The sequence below is a fragment of the Streptomyces sp. V2I9 genome (genome assembly GCF_030817475.1).
GTDB lineage: Bacteria > Actinomycetota > Actinomycetes > Streptomycetales > Streptomycetaceae > Streptomyces.
On record NZ_JAUSZJ010000002.1, the window covers coordinates 3,850,300 to 3,868,195 of the forward strand.

Genomic DNA, 17,896 nt, shown 5'->3' on the forward strand with positions numbered 1-17,896 from the left:
TGTCTTCGTCCTGCGGTGTGGTCCGGAGGTCGTGCCTGCCCCGTGTGCCCCGTCCCCGGCCCCTGAATCCGGCGGGCGTCCGCACCCGCCCGCGCGGCTTCCCGGTACGGGTGCGGGCGAACCCGTCTGACCGCCGAATACCCGGGCAGGAGAAGCTGCGCCGAGCGGCAGTCGACGAAGAGGAGGCACCGATGACCCCGGTGGCCGAACAGTGGGGCGAGGCCCTCCGTACGCATCTGGCCCTCGGTGAGGCGCGATCGCCCGTGCGGGCCGCCGCAGCGTTCTCCGCCGATGCGGGGTTCTTCGCCGTCGCGGGGCGCGATGACGAGGACGGGTGGCCGTACTTCCGGTCGGTGGCGGGCGGTCCGGGGGACGGAAGCCCGGACGACGTCGAGGCCCTGTGCACGGTGTGCGAGGAGGCCGTCCACCCGAGAGGACTGCGGATCGCGGGCGTCCCCTGGCGGCGCGAGAGCCGCGAGGTGATCTCCGACGCCGTCACCGGGAGCGAGCTGGAACTCGCCCTGCTGCGGGACGGCGACCGCGCCCATGCCATGTGGGTCGTGCGGGCGGGGCAGGACGTCTGCGTGTTCGTGCTGGTGGACGGGGAGAGCCGGGCCGGTGGAGCCGACGAGGCCCCTGTCTCCGAGACCCGGTCCCTGGCCCTGGACTTCGCGTCCTTCCTGGCCGGCCAGGGGTACTGACCCCGCCCCGGCCGGCCAGGGACGCTCACCGGGGACCGGACCGGCCGGACCGGGGCTTGCAGGGGGCTGAGCCGGCCGAGGACGCCCCCGGCGCCCCGGTGACGCCGACCGCGCCCCGGCCGGTCAGGGACGCTGAGCGCGTGCGCCGCTCGCCGGGTCGGCCGGGTCGCCGGACTCCTCCGGCTCCGGGCGGTCGTCGGCCAGTTCGGGTTCGAGCCCTTCCGACACCTCCGTACGGGGGAGGCCCGCGTCCCGCCGCCACGCCGCGAAGGCCCAGCCGGTCAGGACGACGACCGCCCCGCCCAGCAGCCAACCGCCGACGACATCGCTGAACCAGTGGACGCCGAGCGCGACCCTGGTGAACCCGACGCCCAGGACGGAGATCCCGGCCGCCGCCCAGCACAGCCCGCGCCACCCGCGTGGCACCAGCGGCAGCAGGACCAGCAGGAGAACGGCGCATGAGGTGACGGCCGTCATCGCGTGGCCGGAGGGGAACGAGTAGCCGGGCGCGTGGGCCACCGGGTCCGGGAGCGAGGGCCTGGCCCGCTCCACCACGACCTTCACCAGCACCCCGGTCAGCGCGCCCCCGATCGCGGTGGTCGCCGCCCAGGCCGCGAGCCGCCACGCCCGCCGGTACAGCAGCCACCCGGTGAGCACCGCGACCGCCGTACGCAGCGTCGCGGGGTCCCAGACCCAGTCCGAGAGGACGCGCAGCGTCCCCGTCCACGCCGGATGGTCCAGCGCCACCGCGTGCAACCGGTGGGCCGCGCCGGAGTCCAGGCGTCGCAGGGGCGGCCAGGAGCCTTCGACGAGGATCATCAGCAGCGCGAACGGCACTGCGGCGGCGACGCCCGCCGCGAGCGCGGCCGCCAGCCGCACGCCGAGGCGGCGGTCCGCGCGGCGGGCCCGGTCGTGGCCGGGTCCGGTGGGCCCGGCGCGGCCCGTCCCGGTGGTGGGCGGTTCGACCGGGCTCGGCCCGGTGGGGTCCGGTCCCGTGGTGGGCGGCTCCGTGGGGGGTGGTGGCACGTCATGCTCCGGGGTCGGGGGTGATCGGTCCGGGCCTGCGGGCGCGGACGGCCTCCAGTTGGGCGGCGAAGGCCAGCCCGACGAAGAGGGCTATGGAGGTGAGGTAGGCCCACAGGAGCAGCGACATGAACGCGCTCAGGGGCCCGTAGACGGTGTCGAAGGAGCCGCTGATCCCGAGGTAGAGGCCCAGCAGCCAGGTCAGCACCGTCCACAGGACGAGGTAGACGGCCGCCCCGAAGGCCAGCCACGTGTAGCCCGGCTGCTGACGGCGCGGGGAACGGCGGAAGACCGCGCTCGCGGCGATGAGTGCGAGCAGGAAGCCCAGGGGCAGGCGGAGCAGGTTCCCGGCCTCACGGGCCGTGTCCCCCAGCCCGTACACGGAGGTGAAGGCCGCGACGAGTTCCTCGCCGGCCACCATCATCACGGTGCCGATGCCCAGGGGGATGCCGGCGCTCAGGGCCATCACCAGTCCGCGCAGGTACTTGCGGTGGAAGACGCGGTCCCGCTCCACGCCGTAGATCCTGTTGGCGCCGCGCTCGATCTGGCACATCGCGGTGGTGACGTTGGCGAGGGAGAACGCGAGCCCCAGCCAGAGGGCGATCTCGGGGCCGTCGCCGCCGCTCCGCCGGTGGCGGTTGAGGGCGTCGTCCACCACTCCGGCGCTCGGGCCCTCGCTGAGGTTGCGGAGGGTGAGTTCGGCGATTCTGCCGATGCTCTCGGTGTGCAGCTCGGCCGACAGCCCGACGAAGGCGATCACCAGAGGGACGACGGCCAGGATCGTCTGGAGGGCCAGCGCGCGGGCGTGGCTGAAGCCGTCGGCGTACCGGAAGCGGACGAAGGCGTCCCGTACCAGTGCCCAGCGGCCGTACCGGCGCAGGGCCGCGAACGCCTCGTCGCCGGACAGCTCGTCCCCGCTCATGTCATGGGTCACCGGGACCCGCGTCGCCGTCCCCATCAGCGTTCCCGCGCCGGGAGCATGACGGTCAGCGCGCCGGGCCGGACCTCGGCGGCGAGGCGCAGGCCGGGCCCCACCGGGTCGCCGTCGACCTCGCGCGGCTGCGGCCGGGAGAAGGACAGCTCGGCGCGGCGGAAGGTGTGGTACTCCACCGCCCGCCCGTCGCCCGCGCCCCGGCCGCCGCCCAGCAGCACTCCGGCCACGCGCAGCCAGCCGCCCACCGCTCTCGGATCGAAGACCGCGAGATCCAGCAGCCCGTCGTCCGGCCGGGCGGCGGGGACCGGTGCCGCGCCCGCCTGGACGGCCCCGATGTTGGCGATGAGGACCATCCGGGCGGTGCGGTGCAGTTCCGGCCCGCCGTCCAGGCTGACGGTCAGCCGCATCCGGGGCGCACGCAGCCCCTTGGCCCCGGCCAGGACGTACGCGGGCCGGCCCAGGGCCGACTTGGCGCGGTCGGAGGTCTCCTCCAGCATCGCCGCGTCCAACCCCGCCCCGGCCATCGCCGTGAGGTGGACGGCGGGGAACCCGTCGCCCTCGATCCGGCCCAGGTCCAGGGGGCGGGATTCGCCGGTCAGGCCCGCCGCCAGCGCCTCGGCGGGGCGGAGGGGCAGACCGAGGTTGCGGACCAGCAGGTTTCCGGTGCCGCACGGTACGAGGACCAGGGGGACGCCGGTGCCGGCCAGGACGTCCGCGACCGCGCGGACCGTGCCGTCGCCACCGCAGACCACGATCATCTCGGCCCCGGCACGCAGGGCGGCGGTCGTCTGGCCGCCGCCGGGGTCCTGCGCGGTGGTGTCGACGAACGGTGCGTCAGCGTAACCGTGTTGGGCGAGCACCAGTCTCAGCCGCTCCCTGGTGGCCCGGCCGGTCACCGTCGGATTGACGATGACGGTGGCGTGCTTCCGCGCGGGAGCGGACCGGTGCCCGGCGGCGGCCACGGCGATGTCCACGGCGTCGACGGGAGGCCGGGCCGCCCAGGAGTGTCCCGCGAGCACGGCCCGCCCCACGACGATCAGGGACAGCGTGCCGTTCGCCAGCCCTCCCGCCACGTCGGTGGGGTGGTGCATGCCCCGGTAGAGCCGTGCCAGCCCTACGAGCAGCGGAACGAGCAGCAGCAGGGCGGCCAGTGGCCTGCGCCACGGTGCGCGCACCCGTGACAGGACCAGGACGGCGAGGCCGCCGTACAGGGCGGTGGCGGCTCCGGTGTGCCCGGACGTGTAGCTGGAGGTGGGCGGGGAGTCGTCCAGGCGCTCGCTGTCCGGGCGCGTCCGGTCCACGCAGGCGGTGATCAGGACGAACACCGCCGACTGGAGCGACACCGCGGCGGCGAGGAAGACGGCCTCGCGCCACCGGGGCAGCCGGGGCGTCAGGACCAGCGTCAGGCAGACGAGGAACGTGAGGCCCACCACCGTGGTGGTGTCCCCCGGGGCGGAGACGGCCGTGGAGACCGCGTCGAGCGTTCCGGTGCGCGCGTCTTCGAGGGCCTCGACGACCGCGTCCTCCGCCGCCACCGGCCCCAGGTGCCGGGCCGGGCCGGTGATCAGCAGGCCGACGCCGACCATGAAGGCCGCCTGGCAGACGGCGAACGCGCCGACGCGGGCCGCCGCGCGGGCGGCACCACTGGTGAGGGCGGGGGAGCGGCCGGGCCGCGGGGAACGGGGCGTACCCCGCTCACCAGAGCCTCGGGCACCCTGCACTCCGCTCGCCCAGCTCGGCTCGTCGGTACGGCGCGCGCCTCTCGGCTCTCCCGCGCAAGGAGGCCCTACTGCCCCGTGCGACTCGTTCGTACCGTGCGGCTCTCTCGCACCGTGCGGCTCTCTCGCGCCGTGCGGTTCGTTCGTGCCGTGCGGCTCTCTGGTCGGAACGGCGGTGTCCATCGGTTCCCCCATGTCTGCCCCGCCGCGCGGCGGTTCGCGGGAGCCTGTTCTCCCCCGGCGCTTCGCCGTATGCCCCCTCGCGCGCGGGTCAGGCTTCCCGTGGTCCGTGGTCCGTGGCCCATGGCGCGTGGCCCGTGGCGCGGCTGTTCCGGATGCGGTCGGGCGGATGGCGCCGGGTGGCGCGGCTCAGGGCCCGGAGAGCGGCACGGCCGCGGTGATGGACCGACCCCCTTCGGGCAGCCGCACGATGTCGACCTGGTCGGCGAGCTGGTGGACCAGCCACCAGCCCGTCCCCTCCAGCCCGCCGCGCCGGGGGTCCGGGGCGACGGGGGAGGCGGGCAGGACGTCGTCGCAGGGGTCGGTGACGCTGATGGTGATCTCGCCGCAGTTCAGCGAGCAGACCAGGAAGCAGTCACGGGAGACGTCCGCCCGGTGGTGGAGCACATGGCCGACGAGTTCGGAGGCGACCAGCACGGCGTCCCACACACCGGCCTGATGAGCCGTCCGGTACCGTGCGTCGGGCGCGCAGCGCAGCGGGTAGAGGGCGAACTCCACCTCCTGGCGCGCCTCGGCGGCCGTCCTCGGCCGACACACGGGACTTCCCGTATCGGCCCCCTCGATCTGCATGAGCCGACTCCTTTCGTACGGTACGGATCAGAGGGACCGCGGCTTCGGGAGGACCGGACGGGCGGCCGTCGCCGGCTGTACGGGAGCGCCCGCCGCCGCTTCCTCCTCGGCCGCCGACCTCCGCAGGATCGTGTCGGCGGCGAGCAGGGCGTCGTGGACCGTGCGGGTGCCGGTGCTCACACAGAGCGTGTACGTCACGTCCTCCAGGCTCCGCTGGAGTTCGTGGTCGGAGTCCTGGGAATGGCGCAACTGCAGCTCGTTGTAGCGGGCCAGCAGGGTCCGCATGGCGTCCGGGCTCGGGATCAGCATCATGTCCTCACCAGCCGTCGCAGGGGCGATGTGGCCCCCTCGTGCCCGCGATGTCCCGCTGCCATGTCTCCTCCGGCGGACCGTTTTCGGGGGAATGGTCCGCACGGGTGACGAGAGGTTTGAAGGGGGCGAGGGCGGTCAGACGGTGGCTGATCGCAAACGCCGACCACACACGAGGTGAGTGACATGGCTGCCGACGAGAAGAGCCAGGCCAAGACCGAGCAGGCCAAGGGCAAGATCAAGGAAGTCGCCGGGCGCACCGTCGGCAACGAACGCCTCACCGCCGAGGGCCGGGCCGAGCAGGCCAAGGGCGACGCCCGGCAGGCCAAGGAGAAGGTCAAGGACGCCCTGAACGACTGAGGCGCACCCTCACCTGGCGACGCCGGGCCCCGCGGAGTTCGCCTCCGCGGGGCCCGGCGTCCTGCCGCCCCGGTCTCACTCCGCGCACCGGCCCGCGGGCGTGGGCCTCAGCCCGCGAACCCGTCCAGCGCCGCCAGTACCGCACGCCGGGTGTCCGGGCCGCCCATGTGGCCCGCCGTGTCGATGACCGTCAGCCGGGCGTCCGGCCAGGCGCGGGCGAGTTCCCAGGCGGTCATGAGGGGGCCGGCCAGATCGAAGCGGCCGTGGATCAGGACGGCCGGGATGCCGGCCAGACGGTGGGCCCGGGCGAGGAGTTGGCCCTCCTCCAGCCAGGCCTCGTGGGCGAAGTAGTGGGCGCAGATCCGGACGAAAGCCAGCTGGTCGCGGTCCGGGCGGCCGCTGTACGGGGGCGGGCCCGTGATCGCCTCCATCGAGACCACCGCGTCCTCCCAGGCGCACCAGTCCGCCGTGGCCTTCTCCCGTACGGCGGCGTCCTCGCTCTCCATACGGCGGGCGTACGCGGCGACCAGGCCGGCGGGGTCGCTCGTCTCGGGGACACCCGCGCGGAAGGCGTCCCATGCCTCGGGGAAGAGGTTGCCGACGCCCCGGTAGAGCCAGTCGATCTCGCTGCGCCGCGTCGTCGTCACCGACGGGATGACCACCTCCGTGACCCGTTCCGGGTGCTCCTCCGCGTACGCCAGGATCAGCGTGGACCCCCACGAGCCGCCGTACAGAAGCCAGTGGTCGATGTTCAGATGCTCCCGGAGACGTTCCATGTCGGCGATCAGGTGCGCCGTGGTGTTGTACGCCATGTCCGTCGCCGGGTCGCTCGCGTGGGGGGTCGAACGCCCGCAGCCCCGCTGGTCGAAGAGGATCACCCGGTAGCGGTCCGGGTCGAAGTACCGGCGTGAGCGGGACGAGGACCCCGAGCCGGGCCCGCCGTGCACCACCAGGGCCGGCTTGCCGTCCGGGTTGCCGCTCGCCTCCCAGTACACGAGGTTGCCGTCCCCGACGTCCAGCATGCCGTGCGCGTACGGTTCGATCGGCGGGTACGGGTCGTTCGGCTCGCGGTGCACGGCGGTCTCCCTCTGAGTACGGCAGGCGGGTGGGCCGGGGATGGCCGGGGGGCCACGTTACGCGGATGCGCCGGGCGACGGGGTCCCGTACGGTCCGGGGCATGCCTGGACGTATCGATCTGACCCTGGACTGTGCCGACGCCCAACTCCTGGCCGAATTCTGGAAGTCGGCCCTGGGATATGTGGATCTGCCGCCGCCGCCACCGTTCGGGACCCGCGAGGAATGGCTCGCCCAGTTCGACCTGCCGGAGGGCGAGACGATCGACGACGGCGCCTGGCTGTGCGACCCCGAGGGTGTCGGCCCCCGGCTCTCCATCCTCAAGGTGCCCGAACCGAAGAAGGCCAAGAACCGGCTGCACATCGACGTACGGATCGCGGCCCACGGAACCCCCGCCGAGCAGTGGGCCCACATCCGGGCGGAGGCCGCGCGGCTCGTGGCGGCGGGCGGGTCCGTGCTCGCGGAGGTCCACGAGCACCATGTGGTGATGGCCGACCCGGAGGGCAACGAGTTCTGTGTGGCGGCGAGTTCGTCGACAACCAACTCGTAGAGCGGCGAGGGGAGTCGAGCCAGGAGCAGCGGTCCGTGCGGGGTCAGTTCCGTAGTCGGTGCCTGCGTATGAGGCCTGAGGCGTGAGGCCCCGCACGGGTCCCCTCGGCACAGGGGAGTTCGTGGTGACTGCGGAACGGACCGCCTTCGCGGCGGGTTGCGCCCAGCGCGGCTTCGCGGAGGTGGGGAAGCTGCTGGCCCTGAGTGTCACGGCGACGACTGCGTGAGCGTACTCGCCGCGAACCGGAGGCTGTTGGAGCGGTCCGCACCCTTCTGACGTCTTCCTGTGCGACGGCGGCAGGCGGAACGCCCCCGGACCGCCATCGGCCCGCTCGCCCCGGTGGCCCTCTGCGCGGGACGACTTCACCCCGTTGCCCGAGTGGGCGCTTAGTTTCGAGGGCGAGGTGGATGAACTACGCGTGTTCGGTCCGACACCTCCGGCTCCTGACGCCTCGGAAGTGCTCCTGGGCCCGGCCGGTACGGTGGTGACCGGGGCGCGCCCCGCCTCACGGCCAGCCGGAACAGGATCACGGGGGCGGACCTGGGCCCCGCCCGCTGACCGTCCGCGCTTGGTGGGACGGGTGATGATGCAGCGAAATGAACTAAAGGGCGGGTATGTCGGTTTCTCAAGAAGTAAGTAAAAACCGTCCCCCTGCCACCTAAACCCGCAGGTCACGAACTGTGGTCCCCGCGCACGCGGGGGTGGTCCCGTCAACCGGGACAAGACCGGAGCGCCCAAGACGTGGTCCCCGCGCACGCAGGGGTGCCCCCTTCACCGTGTCTCCGGGTGGCCGCCTCGTTTCGAGGGAGGGGGATGAACAGCGGGTGTTCCACCTGGCGCATCCGGCCCTCGGCGCCACGGTGGTGCGCACGACTCCGGCCGGTTCCGTTCCGTGGTGGTCGGGCCGCGACATGCGTAGCGATCGAGGCGACGGGTCCGGCGGCACCTCCCCCGCGTAGCCTGGGCGGTGTGAACGCCACTCCCGAGGTCCTCGCCGTGCTCACCGACATCCTGGCCGCCGTCGACGTGGATGAGCGCGGAGCGCTGTGGCATCTGGCCGAGGGCGGGCGGGAGTTGGACGCCAATCTGGTGTGGCTCCCTGCCGACGCCGAGGTGGGGGAGCACCAGGAGGACGTGCTCGACGTGCTCCTGGTCGTGATGGAGGGCCGGGGCACCGCCAGGGCAGGCGGCCGAGAGCTGGACCTGGAGGCCGGGACCGTCCTCTGGTTGCCGCGTACGTCCCGGCGCGCGCTGGCCGCCGGGCCGGACGGGCTCGGCTACCTCACCGTCCACCGCCGCCGCCCCGGCCTCGCGGTCAAGCCGCCGAGCGGGGCGCACGAGGGCGGCGAGGGGCCCTGCATGCTGGATCGGGTCTGCCCCGCGTGCGGGCGGCTGTCGCAGGACCCCGCCCCGGTCTTCTGCAGCCGGTGCGGGGAGCGGTTCCCCGAGCGGTGAGCAGGCGGCGGTCAGGCGCTGTCCAGCCGGTCCCGGGTCCCGTCCGGCCCATGGCCCGACCAACGAGCCACGAGCAACCAGCCGGAAAGTCACATGATCCGCCCGGCGGCCCCTAACGCTGTCCGTTCCGGCGGCCGTAGCTGTCGCCGGCGGTCGGCGGGTAGTTGTGCACCGTCCAGGCCCTGGAGGACACCCGGTCCTGCTGAGCCTGAAGTCGTGCCTGCTGTTTCTCGCAGGGCATTTCGAGAAGCACGGCTGCGGCAGGGTTGGAAAGCGCTGGACGGGCCGGTCGCATGGATGACGCCACCCGCCACGAGTGTGACCGCAACGCCCCGGAGCAGCAGGCGGAAGCGGAGGAGCCGCCTCACGCCACGGCGGTTCCCTCCGGCTGGGGGATGGTTCGCTCCGGCCAAGTGATCGGCAGCTGACACCAGGGTGGACCGGTCTCCGCCGGGCGGGGGAGTACGGGATCGTCCAGCGGACCGATCCGCAGGGAGGGGCTGGTCAGGAAGACTCGGTTCACGACGGGAACATCGAACCGCTGAACGAACCCGAGTGTCCTGGAGGACCTGATGGCGATGGAGAGTACGGTCTCACTGCCCGCCTCGCAGCCCGCATGGCCCGGTTACGTGGCCGCGGTCGCGGCCCTGGGATATGCGGCGCCCCACTTCTGGTGGGGCGCCGATGTCCCGGCAATGTTCCCCGGGGACTTCGCCGCGGCCCCGCACGGAAACCTGGAGGCCGCCATCGGCTACTGGGTGATGGGCGCCGTGGCCACGTTCGGCGCCGTGCTCTCTCTCGCCCTGGTGCGTCCCTGGGGACGCCGCGCCCCGGCCCTCCTTATCGCCGTCCCGTCGGGACTCGCCGCGATCGGCATGGCTCTCTGGGGGTTCACGTATTTTGCGATGCAGTACCTGATCACCACGGGCCGCGTGGTCTCGGCCCCGGCCTTCGCGGCCATGGACGCCCACCCGCAGGCGACCTGGGGACTGTTCTGGTACGCCCTCTTCCTGATCTGGGGCATCACCCTCGGAATCGCGGCTTGGCAGCGTCTGCGCGCGCGCCAGGCAGGACTCTGACGAACACTGCTATCGCCGCAGCTTTGGTCTTCAGGCTCTGCATACACGCATGAGCAAAGACAGCGCGGGCGGCAGACCCGCCGACTTCGACCGCGGTCACCACCGACACCGCAACGAGGTCGAGCGGACCAGCAACCGACTCCAGAACTCCCGTACGGCCGCCACCTGTTACGGCAGGAAGACCTACACCTTCCACGGCACAGTCATCGCGGCGGCAGTCCGCCTATGGCTCCGCCCATGATCCGCCGGACAGCGCGTGGGGCGGTGAGGCCCGTGGGTGCCCGCGGCCCCGCTCGCGTCTCGCGTGCCCCGCGGGCCGGCGCGCTCAGTAATTCACGCACTCCGTGAGGTCCGGGCGGCCCGGCGGGTTCTCGTTGCCCACCAGGCCCGACAGGTTCTCCTTGTACATGTCCTCCCAGATCCTGCTCGCCAGGATCGTCCGCAGCGCCGAGCACACCTCGCCCTTGAGCTCCTTCGACTTCGGCCGCATCGCCACGCCGTAGCCCTCCGCGCCCTGGATGTTCTCCAGTCGCCGTACCTTGCCCGGATTGGCCTCGACGTACCCGGCGAGAATGATGTCGTCCGAGGCCACCGCGTACACGTCGGACTTCGGGTCCAGCAGCTTGTCCAGGCAGTCCTGGTAGGTGTTGGGCTGCGACTTCGCCATGGTGAAGCCCTGCTTCGGCAGCGCCTTCTCGTACGTCGACTCCCGCGCCGTGCACACCTCCACGCCGAGGTCCCGCAGATCGCTGGAGTCGTTGATCGTGTACTTGGCCGACTTCTCGCGGACCAGGAAGCCCCGGCTGGCCTCGTAGTACGGGCCGGCGAAGTCGACGCTGTAGCCGTCCGGGGAGGCCGTCTTGCGGTCGTCGGTGATGCTGTACGAGGCGATGACCAGGTCCACCTGCTTGGTCTTCAGCGCCGTGCTCCGGTAGTCCGTGGCGACCGTGGTGAAGGAGACCTCGCCCTTGCCGTAGCCCATGCTCTCCGCGATGGCGTAGGCCAGGTCGATGTCGTACCCCTTGTACGTACGCGACTTCCGGTCGAAGATGCTCAGCCCCGGCTGATCGTCCTTGACGCCGATCTTCAAGGTGGGGTGGGTGTCCTTCCACCGCTTCTGCGTGCCGCTGCCGATCGGGTCCTCGCCCCGGCCCGGTGCCGAGTCCGCCCGGTCGCCGGTTCCGCCGCCCTCGCCGTCGCCCTGCGAGACCAGCCAGCCCGCGCCGGCCAGCAGCGCCGCGCACACGACCGCCGCCGCGACTTTCCAGCCCCGCTGTCGGCCGCGCCCGCCGCTCGCCGCTGCCACCGGGGGAGAGGGGGGCGCGGGGCGCGGGGTGGCCGGGGTAGGGACGGCCGGAGCCGGGGCGGGGGGCAACGGGTTCGGCGTGTTCGGAGTCGCGGCCGCCGTCGGCGGGTGCGTCTCCGGGCCGGCGGCGCCGGCGTGCGGCGCGGCCGGGTCCCCGAGCACCTCGCGGAGCATCGCCTCGGCCGTGGCCGCGTCCAGCCGCTCACGCGGGTCCGTGATCAACAGCCCCTGGATGACCGGGGCGAGGGGCCCGGCGTAGCGGATGGCGGGCTCGGGGGACTGCCGGATGTTCTCCTGGACCTCCCACACCTCGCGCCCGGCGAAGGGCGCCCGGCCCTCCACCATCTCGTACAGCGTGACGCCGAGCGCCCACAGGTCGGAGGCGGGCGTGGGGCCCGGAGAAGCGGGGGCGAACAGTTCGGGCGCCAGGTAGGGAGGGGTGCCGATGACGCTGCCGGACCGGGTCACCCGGTCCGCGCCCTCGAAGGTGGCGATGCCGAAGTCCACCAGGATCACGAGCCCGTCGTCCCGTACGAGGACGTTGCCCGGCTTCACGTCACGGTGGACGACCGACGCCGCGTGGACCGCCCGCAGGCCCTGGACGATCTGGAGGCCGATGTTCGCCGCCCTCGGCACGGCGAGGACCCGCTCGCTGGTCAACAGGTCGCCCAGCGACCGTGCTTCGAGCAGCTTCATCACGATCCAGACCTGCTGATCGGTCTCCACCTGGTCGTGGACCGTCACCACGTTCTGGTGCTCGATCTTGGCGATGGCCTCCGCCTCGCGCCGCGCCCGCTGCATCGCCGCCGTCTGCGTGCCCGCGGTCATGGCGTTCCGGTCGAGCAGCCCCTTAACGGCGACGAACCGGCGCAACCGCAGGTCATGGGCCTTCCAGACCTCGCCCATCCCGCCGCTGCCGATCGGCTCCAGCAGTTCGTAGCGGCCGTCGATCACGGTCCGGGCGGCGGGCGGCTCGGCGTCGTGGGACGGGGAGCCGTGCGGTCGGCCGTCGTGTGCCCGCCCGTCCTCCGCCCGGCGGTCGTGTGCCCGACCGTCGTCCCCCTGCCCGCCGTATGCCCGGTCGGCTCTGTCTTCGTTGCGCATACGACCCCCTGTGCACTGCATGGACCAGGCCAGATTAGACGTGTTGCGACGCGTTCGGACGTGCTGACGGGACGTCATATCCCTGAGTGCGGCCCATCGGCACGCGGAGGCGGCGGGAAGCCCTCCCGTGCGGCGTCAGGAAGCCGCGCCCCCGTTGCTCTTGAGCAACTGGCCGTTGATCCACTGGCCTTCGGGGGAGCAGAGGAAGTCCACCAGGTGGGCGGTGTCGCGCGGGGTGCCGAGGCGGCCGAGAGGGGTGCCCCGGACCAGGGCCTCGCGCAGGCCGTCGGTCATCCAGCCGGTGTCCACCGGGCCGGGGTTGACGACGTTCGCCGTGACCCCGAGGTGGGCCAGCTCGTGCGCGGCGGCCAGCGTGATGCGGTCCAGCGCGCCCTTGCTCGCCCCGTAGGGGAGGTTGCCCACGGTGTGGTCGCTGGTGAGCGCCACGATCCGGCCCGTCGCGGGACGGGGAACGGGGCCCGCGTCGCCCGCCGAACCGCCCGGTGGGCTGCCCGCGGCGCCGTCCGGCGCGCTGCGGAAGCGCAGCCCGTACTCGCGGATCAGCAGCCAGCTCGCCCGCGCGTTCACCGCGAAGTGCCGGTCGAACGCCTCCACGGTGGTGTCCAGCAGCCCCGAATCCACCGACTCCGCGTGCGAGAGGATCAGTGCGGTCACCTGCCCGCCGAGGCGCTGCTCCGCCTCGTCGAAGATGCGCGCCGGGGCCTCGGCGTCGGTCAGGTCCGCCTCGATCGCCGCCGCACGGGCCCCCGCCCCGGCCAGCTCGTCCGCGATGGACGCGGCGGCGCCGGGCTCGGCGCCCCACGTCATGCGGCGGTCGTACGGCGTCCAGTAGGTGAAGGCCACGTCCCAGCCGGATGCCGCCATCCTGCGCGCGATGCCCGCGCCGATGCCGATGCTGCGGCCGACGCCGGTGATCAGCGCGATGGGGCGGGCCGGGGCCGGTCCGGGGGCGGTCGAAGGCTGCTCGGCGGTCGTCACGCGGCGATCCTTCGTGACCCGTACGCGTACGTCAACGGGCTTTCCGGGGTCCCGGTCGGACGCTCCCGCGCCTGCGCTGACCTGTGGTGACCTGCGAAGACCGGCGCTGACCTGCGGCGACCCAGCTTCCTTGTGGGCCGACACGATCTTTGTGTTTCCGTCCGGAGGGGCGTGCTCCTAGCGTGGGCGGTGAACGGTCGAAACCGCACTGAACGGCCTGGACCTCCCGAACGGTTCATAGCAGGCCTATCGGAACACGCTCAGGCGCGGAACAGGCGAACGAACGAAATGAATGAGCAGAACGAGAGAGGGGTTCCCCATGGGTGAGCAGCAGCAGGCGCTGAACGGCAGGACCGCGGTGGTCGCCGGAGGCGCGAAGAACCTCGGCGGCCTCATCAGCCGCACGCTCGGCGAGGCCGGCGCGAACGTCGTCGTCCATTACCACGGCGAGAACACGGCGGCGGACGCCGAGAAGACGGCGGAGTCCGTACGGGCCGCCGGCGCGCAGGCCGTCGTCGTCCGCGAGGACCTCACCCGCGTGGAGGGGGTGCGGAGCCTCTTCGACCAGGCGCTGGACGCCTTCGGCGGGGTGGACGTCGCCGTGAACACCACCGGGATGGTGCTGCGCAAGCCGATCGCCGAGACGACCGAGGAGGAGTACGACCGCATGTTCGCGATCAACTCCAAGGCGGCGTACTTCTTCCTCCAGGAAGCCGGGGCGCGCCTCAACGACGGCGGTCGCATCGTCAGCCTGGTGACGTCCCTGCTCGCCGCCTTCACGGACGGCTACTCCACCTACGCGGGCGCGAAGGCCCCGCTGGAGCACTTCACCCGGGCGGCGGCCAAGGAGTTCGCGCCGCGCGGCATCTCCGTGAACAATGTGGCCCCCGGACCGATGGACACCCCGTTCTTCTACCCGGAGGAGACGCCGGAGCGCGTGGAGTTCCACAAGTCGCAGGCGATGGGCGGCCGGCTCACGGAGATCGAGGACATCGCGCCGCTGGTGAAGTTCCTGGTCACCGACGGCGGGTGGATCACCGGTCAGACGATCTTCGCCAACGGCGGCTACACGGTCCGCTGACCGGTCGCCCGGCCGGACCCGTGACGTGACGGCCGCCGACCTGTCCCCGACCACGGCCCCTGACCACGGCCCCCTGTCCCTGCCCCTTGACCGGTCAGCCCCTGCCCCTTGACCGGTCATCCGATCCTTCCCGGCGTACAGACGTACAGGAGGCCGCGTGAGTCTGGACCTGCGCAAGCTGGAGCACCTCGTCGCCGTCGCGGAGGAGGGCGGGTTCACTCGCGCGGCCGAACGGCTGCACCTCAGCCAGCAGGCGCTGAGCACCTCGGTCCGCACATTGGAACGGCACGTCGGTGTCCGGCTCCTGGACCGGAGCCACCAGCACGTCACCCCCACCCCGGCCGGGCAGGCCCTCATCGAGGACGCCCGCGCCCTGAACGCCCAGGCGCTCGCCGCCCTGGACCGCGCCCGCCGTATCGGCCGCGGCCGGGCGGGTCACCTGCGCATCGGCCACACCCCGGCCGTCACCGCCGAGGAGGTCGTGGAGCTGCTGACCCGAGCCCGTACGGAGGAAGAAGGCATCCAGGCCCATGTCCGCCAGCTCTTCCCCGACGAACTGCGCGAGCAACTGCTGACGGGCGCCTGCGACGTGGGGCTGAGCCGCGCGATGCCCGCCGGTACGGGGCTGACGCGGGCCCGGATCGCGGAACACCGTCTGCGGGTCGCCGTACCGGCCGGACATCCGCTGGCCGCCCGCGCCTCGGTGGCCGTGGCCGACCTGCGCGACCAGCCCCTCACGGTGTGGGGCGAGCCCGGCTCGTCCGCGTACACGGACCTGCTGATCGGCCTCTGCCGCCGGGCGGGCGTGGAGCCGGACACGTGCCGCAACCCGGTCCAGGGCACACCCCCGGTCACGGCCGTCACCGCGACCGGCCGCATCGCCTTCGTCACGGCTCCGCCGGGTCCGGCGGCGGGCGGCGCGGCGCGGGTCGTCGATCTCGACCCGCCCGTGCGGGTCCCGGTCCACGCCCTGTGGCCGACACATACGACGTGTCCGGGGCGGGACCTGTTCCTGGGACGGGTCGGGTCCGGCGGCGAGGGGTGAGGGACGGGGTGCGGGTACGGGCACCCGGCAGGGTCGGCGACACGTGGCAGAAGCGCGCTCCACAGACAGGAGCGCCCCGGGGACCGGGATGCCCCCCGGACCGGTGACAGGGAGCAGAGACGCCCCCGACATGCGGTGCCGGGGGTGCCGACAGAGACTCGGGTGGGATTCCGGGACACCCGGTCCCGGACGGGTTGCCGAGGAGGAACACGATGACCCCATCGATCAACGACCCGGTGGTGGAGAAGTTCGTCGCCACGGTGAACGCGGGCGACAAGGACGCCTTCTTCACCGACGTCCTCACGGAGGACGCCACCATGTCCGACGACGGCAGCGAACGGGACCTGGCGGCCTGGACGGAGAAAGAGATCTTCTCCCCGCAGGCCAACGGACGTATGGAGGTCGTGGAGGCCTCCGACGACGGCCGCAGCCTCGTCGTCGACTACACCAACGACACCTGGGGCACGATGCGGACCCGGTGGATCTTCACGGTCACGGGTGACCGCGTCAGCCGCTTCGAGACGGGCCAGGCATCGTCCTGAGACCGCGTACGAGGGCCGGCGCGACCGGTCCGCGTACGGCGGGTGCGCGGCGCGGCCCCTCGGGTACGGCGAACGGTTCCGGGCCCCCGGCGTACGGCTCCCGCGCACGGCCGCGAGTACAGGTCCCGCGTACGGCCGCAAGCACGGCTCCCGCGCACGGCCGCCGTGTACGGCCGCACGTACGGCTCCTGTACGGCGCGGGCCCTCACAGACGGCGGTAGGTGCGGCCGCCGCGCCGGGGCAGGGCTGCCGGATCGTCGGGGCCGCTCCGGGTGATCCGCAGGGCGAGGTGGAGTTCGGCGCGGACGGTCGCGTCGGCGAGGTTCTGCGCGAGGTGGTCGGCGCACCGGCCGATCCAGGTGGTCAGCGTGGTGCGGTGGACGTGCAGCTCGGCCGCGGCGGGGGCGGTGCGGGCGTGATGGCGCAGCCAGCAGGTCAGGGCGATCCGCAGATGGGGCTCCAGCCCGTCGACGAGCCCGCCGGCCCAGGCCCGTACCGCTCCGGTGTCGAGGAGGCCGCCCGGCAGCGCGTCCAACCGGTCCGGGCTGCCCGGCACGGGAGCACCCCCGCTTCCGGAGGCGAGCGTTCCGAGGGATGCCGGGGCGGCGGAGGCGGTACCGGTGGTCGACGCTCCGGGGGCAACCCCGGATCGTTGACCGCCTTCCCCCTCCGCGCCCCCCTCCCCCTTCCCCTCCCCGACCCCGGCGGGCGCGGGGGCGCGGAGGGCGAGCAGCAGGTGGGCGCGGACGGTGGCGTCCCCCAGGTCCGCGCCGAGCAGCCGGGCGAGCTGGCGTATCCGGGCCCGTACCGTCCCGGCGGACAGGCCGAGGGCCGCGGCGGCGCGGGGCTTGCTGCCGGTGCGCAGCCACACCAGCAGCAGGTGCTGCTGGGCGGGGTCCAGCGGACGCAGCACGGACGCCGCCCACCGCGCGTACGGGGCGACGGGCAGGAGCGGCGCGAGCCGGGGCGCGCCGATCGCGTCGGCGGGGACGATGCGGTGGGCGGAGGTGGCGCTGTGCCGGGCGGCGGCGGCATCGCCGTAGGCGGTGGACATCTCGGCCAGAGGAAGCGGTCCCGCCATGCCCGCGAGCATGCCGTGCCGCTCGCACACGCGGGAGACCAGGCGCAGGATCCGGCCGTCGTCCGCGCCGCGGTGCACCTCGGCGACGACCAGTTCGCCGTCCAGCCGGCCCAGCAGCGTGCAGGCGTCGGCGTGCGGGGCGAGGGTGGGGCGTACGGCCCGCCAGAGGACCAGGTGGGCGGCGGGGGCGTCGTCGCCGGTGAGCCGGTAGACCGTGACGTGCGAGTACGCGCTCCCGCCCAGGGCGTCGACGACGGCTCCGGCATGTCCGGCCAGCAGCAGCCGCAGCAGGGTGGTGTGCAGCCGCATCTGCTCCCCGCGCAGCTCCGCCGCCCGCTGACCGCGTACCTCCAGGAGCGCCGCGGTGGTCGCGGCGACCCGGCCGGTGTGCTCGGCGGGGGTGGCGGGCGCGGGCGTCAGGACGAGAACCGCGCCGGCGGCCGGGAGTTGGACGCTGTACGGGTGTTCCTGTGGGGCGGATGCCGCGTGGACGCCGTCGGCGGCCGCGGCGGCGGGGGAGCTGTAGACGGCTCCGGCGATCGGGTCGGTCAGTACCGCCCAGCCCTGGACCAGGGACGCGGCCTCGGCTATCAGACCGGCGCCCGATCCGGTCGCCGCGCGCAGCAGCCGGCCCGCCGTGTCCCGCCCGTCGCGGTCGTCCCACGGGCCGGCGGCTCCGTGGTCGGTGGTGCCCTGGTTGCTCATGCGCCAGCCTCCGCGGCCGT

17 protein-coding genes and 1 pseudogene are annotated in these 17,896 nt (G+C 73.4%); 9 read left to right on the forward strand and 9 right to left on the reverse strand.

Annotated elements, in window-relative coordinates:
• Positions 1-191: 191 nt before the first annotated feature.
• Entirely contained in the window at positions 192-701 is a 510-nt protein-coding gene (locus tag QFZ71_RS17010) for a hypothetical protein (RefSeq protein ID WP_307669065.1), read from the forward strand.
• Between the two features lie 123 nt (positions 702-824).
• Here the strand turns inward: QFZ71_RS17010 and QFZ71_RS17015 are convergent, their stop codons facing one another.
• From QFZ71_RS17015 to QFZ71_RS17035, 5 genes are all read right to left on the reverse strand, one after another.
• Positions 825-1,580 (reverse strand): phosphatase PAP2 family protein, encoded by a 756-nt coding sequence (locus QFZ71_RS17015; protein WP_307671487.1) that lies wholly within the window; start codon positions 1,578-1,580, stop codon positions 825-827.
• 148 nt (positions 1,581-1,728) lie between these two features.
• Positions 1,729-2,682 (reverse strand): YihY/virulence factor BrkB family protein, encoded by a 954-nt coding sequence (locus QFZ71_RS17020; RefSeq protein WP_307669066.1) that lies wholly within the window; start codon positions 2,680-2,682, stop codon positions 1,729-1,731.
• The gene (locus QFZ71_RS17025) at positions 2,682-4,244 is read right to left on the reverse strand and encodes a diacylglycerol kinase family protein (protein ID WP_307669067.1); all 1,563 of its coding nucleotides are present in this window, start codon (positions 4,242-4,244) and stop codon (positions 2,682-2,684) included. Before QFZ71_RS17025 ends, QFZ71_RS17020 begins: the two co-directional genes overlap by 1 nt.
• A gap of 501 nt (positions 4,245-4,745) precedes the next feature.
• Positions 4,746-5,186 carry an ATP-binding protein gene (locus QFZ71_RS17030; protein WP_307669068.1) on the reverse strand — a complete coding sequence of 147 codons (441 nt, stop codon included), beginning with the start codon at positions 5,184-5,186 and terminating at the stop codon, positions 4,746-4,748.
• 27 nt (positions 5,187-5,213) lie between these two features.
• The gene (locus QFZ71_RS17035; RefSeq protein ID WP_307669069.1) at positions 5,214-5,498 is read right to left on the reverse strand and encodes a DUF5133 domain-containing protein; all 285 of its coding nucleotides are present in this window, start codon (positions 5,496-5,498) and stop codon (positions 5,214-5,216) included.
• 183 nt (positions 5,499-5,681) lie between these two features.
• Between QFZ71_RS17035 and QFZ71_RS17040 the strand changes: the two genes are divergently transcribed.
• Positions 5,682-5,855 (forward strand): CsbD family protein, encoded by a 174-nt coding sequence (locus QFZ71_RS17040; RefSeq protein WP_307669070.1) that lies wholly within the window; start codon positions 5,682-5,684, stop codon positions 5,853-5,855.
• Between the two features lie 107 nt (positions 5,856-5,962).
• Here QFZ71_RS17040 and pip read toward each other — a convergent pair whose 3' ends face one another.
• On the reverse strand, positions 5,963-6,931 hold the full coding sequence (gene pip, locus QFZ71_RS17045; protein WP_307669071.1) for a prolyl aminopeptidase: 969 nt from the start codon (positions 6,929-6,931) through the stop codon (positions 5,963-5,965).
• Between the two features lie 101 nt (positions 6,932-7,032).
• Here pip and QFZ71_RS17050 point away from each other — a divergent pair, with 101 nt between their 5' ends.
• The 4 genes and pseudogenes from QFZ71_RS17050 to QFZ71_RS17065 all read left to right on the forward strand — a co-directional run.
• Positions 7,033-7,479: a VOC family protein gene (locus QFZ71_RS17050; RefSeq protein WP_307669072.1), complete on the forward strand. Its 447-nt coding sequence runs from the start codon at positions 7,033-7,035 to the stop codon at positions 7,477-7,479.
• 969 nt (positions 7,480-8,448) lie between these two features.
• The gene (locus QFZ71_RS17055) at positions 8,449-8,934 is read left to right on the forward strand and encodes a cupin domain-containing protein (RefSeq protein WP_307669073.1); all 486 of its coding nucleotides are present in this window, start codon (positions 8,449-8,451) and stop codon (positions 8,932-8,934) included.
• A gap of 572 nt (positions 8,935-9,506) precedes the next feature.
• Entirely contained in the window at positions 9,507-10,013 is a 507-nt protein-coding gene (locus QFZ71_RS17060; RefSeq protein ID WP_307669074.1) for a DUF3995 domain-containing protein, read from the forward strand.
• Positions 10,014-10,077: 64 nt separating this feature from the next.
• A pseudogene (locus tag QFZ71_RS17065) lies at positions 10,078-10,254 on the forward strand (IS5/IS1182 family transposase); the annotation flags it as partial.
• A gap of 84 nt (positions 10,255-10,338) precedes the next feature.
• On the opposite strand, the gene QFZ71_RS17070 reads toward QFZ71_RS17065, so the two are convergent.
• Both QFZ71_RS17070 and QFZ71_RS17075 read right to left on the reverse strand, forming a co-directional pair.
• Positions 10,339-12,423 carry a serine/threonine-protein kinase gene (locus tag QFZ71_RS17070; protein WP_307669075.1) on the reverse strand — a complete coding sequence of 695 codons (2,085 nt, stop codon included), beginning with the start codon at positions 12,421-12,423 and terminating at the stop codon, positions 10,339-10,341.
• A gap of 135 nt (positions 12,424-12,558) precedes the next feature.
• Entirely contained in the window at positions 12,559-13,422 is an 864-nt protein-coding gene (locus QFZ71_RS17075; RefSeq protein WP_307669076.1) for an SDR family oxidoreductase, read from the reverse strand.
• A gap of 319 nt (positions 13,423-13,741) precedes the next feature.
• Between QFZ71_RS17075 and QFZ71_RS17080 the strand changes: the two genes are divergently transcribed.
• From QFZ71_RS17080 to QFZ71_RS17090, 3 genes are all read left to right on the forward strand, one after another.
• Positions 13,742-14,503 carry an SDR family oxidoreductase gene (locus tag QFZ71_RS17080; RefSeq protein WP_307669077.1) on the forward strand — a complete coding sequence of 254 codons (762 nt, stop codon included), beginning with the start codon at positions 13,742-13,744 and terminating at the stop codon, positions 14,501-14,503.
• Between the two features lie 157 nt (positions 14,504-14,660).
• Complete coding sequence (locus QFZ71_RS17085; RefSeq protein ID WP_307669078.1) at positions 14,661-15,548, forward strand: LysR family transcriptional regulator; 888 nt, start codon at positions 14,661-14,663, stop codon at positions 15,546-15,548.
• A 212-nt stretch (positions 15,549-15,760) separates the two neighbouring features.
• The gene (locus QFZ71_RS17090; protein WP_307669079.1) at positions 15,761-16,090 is read left to right on the forward strand and encodes a nuclear transport factor 2 family protein; all 330 of its coding nucleotides are present in this window, start codon (positions 15,761-15,763) and stop codon (positions 16,088-16,090) included.
• 205 nt (positions 16,091-16,295) lie between these two features.
• Here the strand turns inward: QFZ71_RS17090 and QFZ71_RS17095 are convergent, their stop codons facing one another.
• The gene (locus QFZ71_RS17095; protein WP_307669080.1) at positions 16,296-17,876 is read right to left on the reverse strand and encodes a helix-turn-helix domain-containing protein; all 1,581 of its coding nucleotides are present in this window, start codon (positions 17,874-17,876) and stop codon (positions 16,296-16,298) included.
• Between the last annotated feature and the right edge of the window lie 20 nt (positions 17,877-17,896).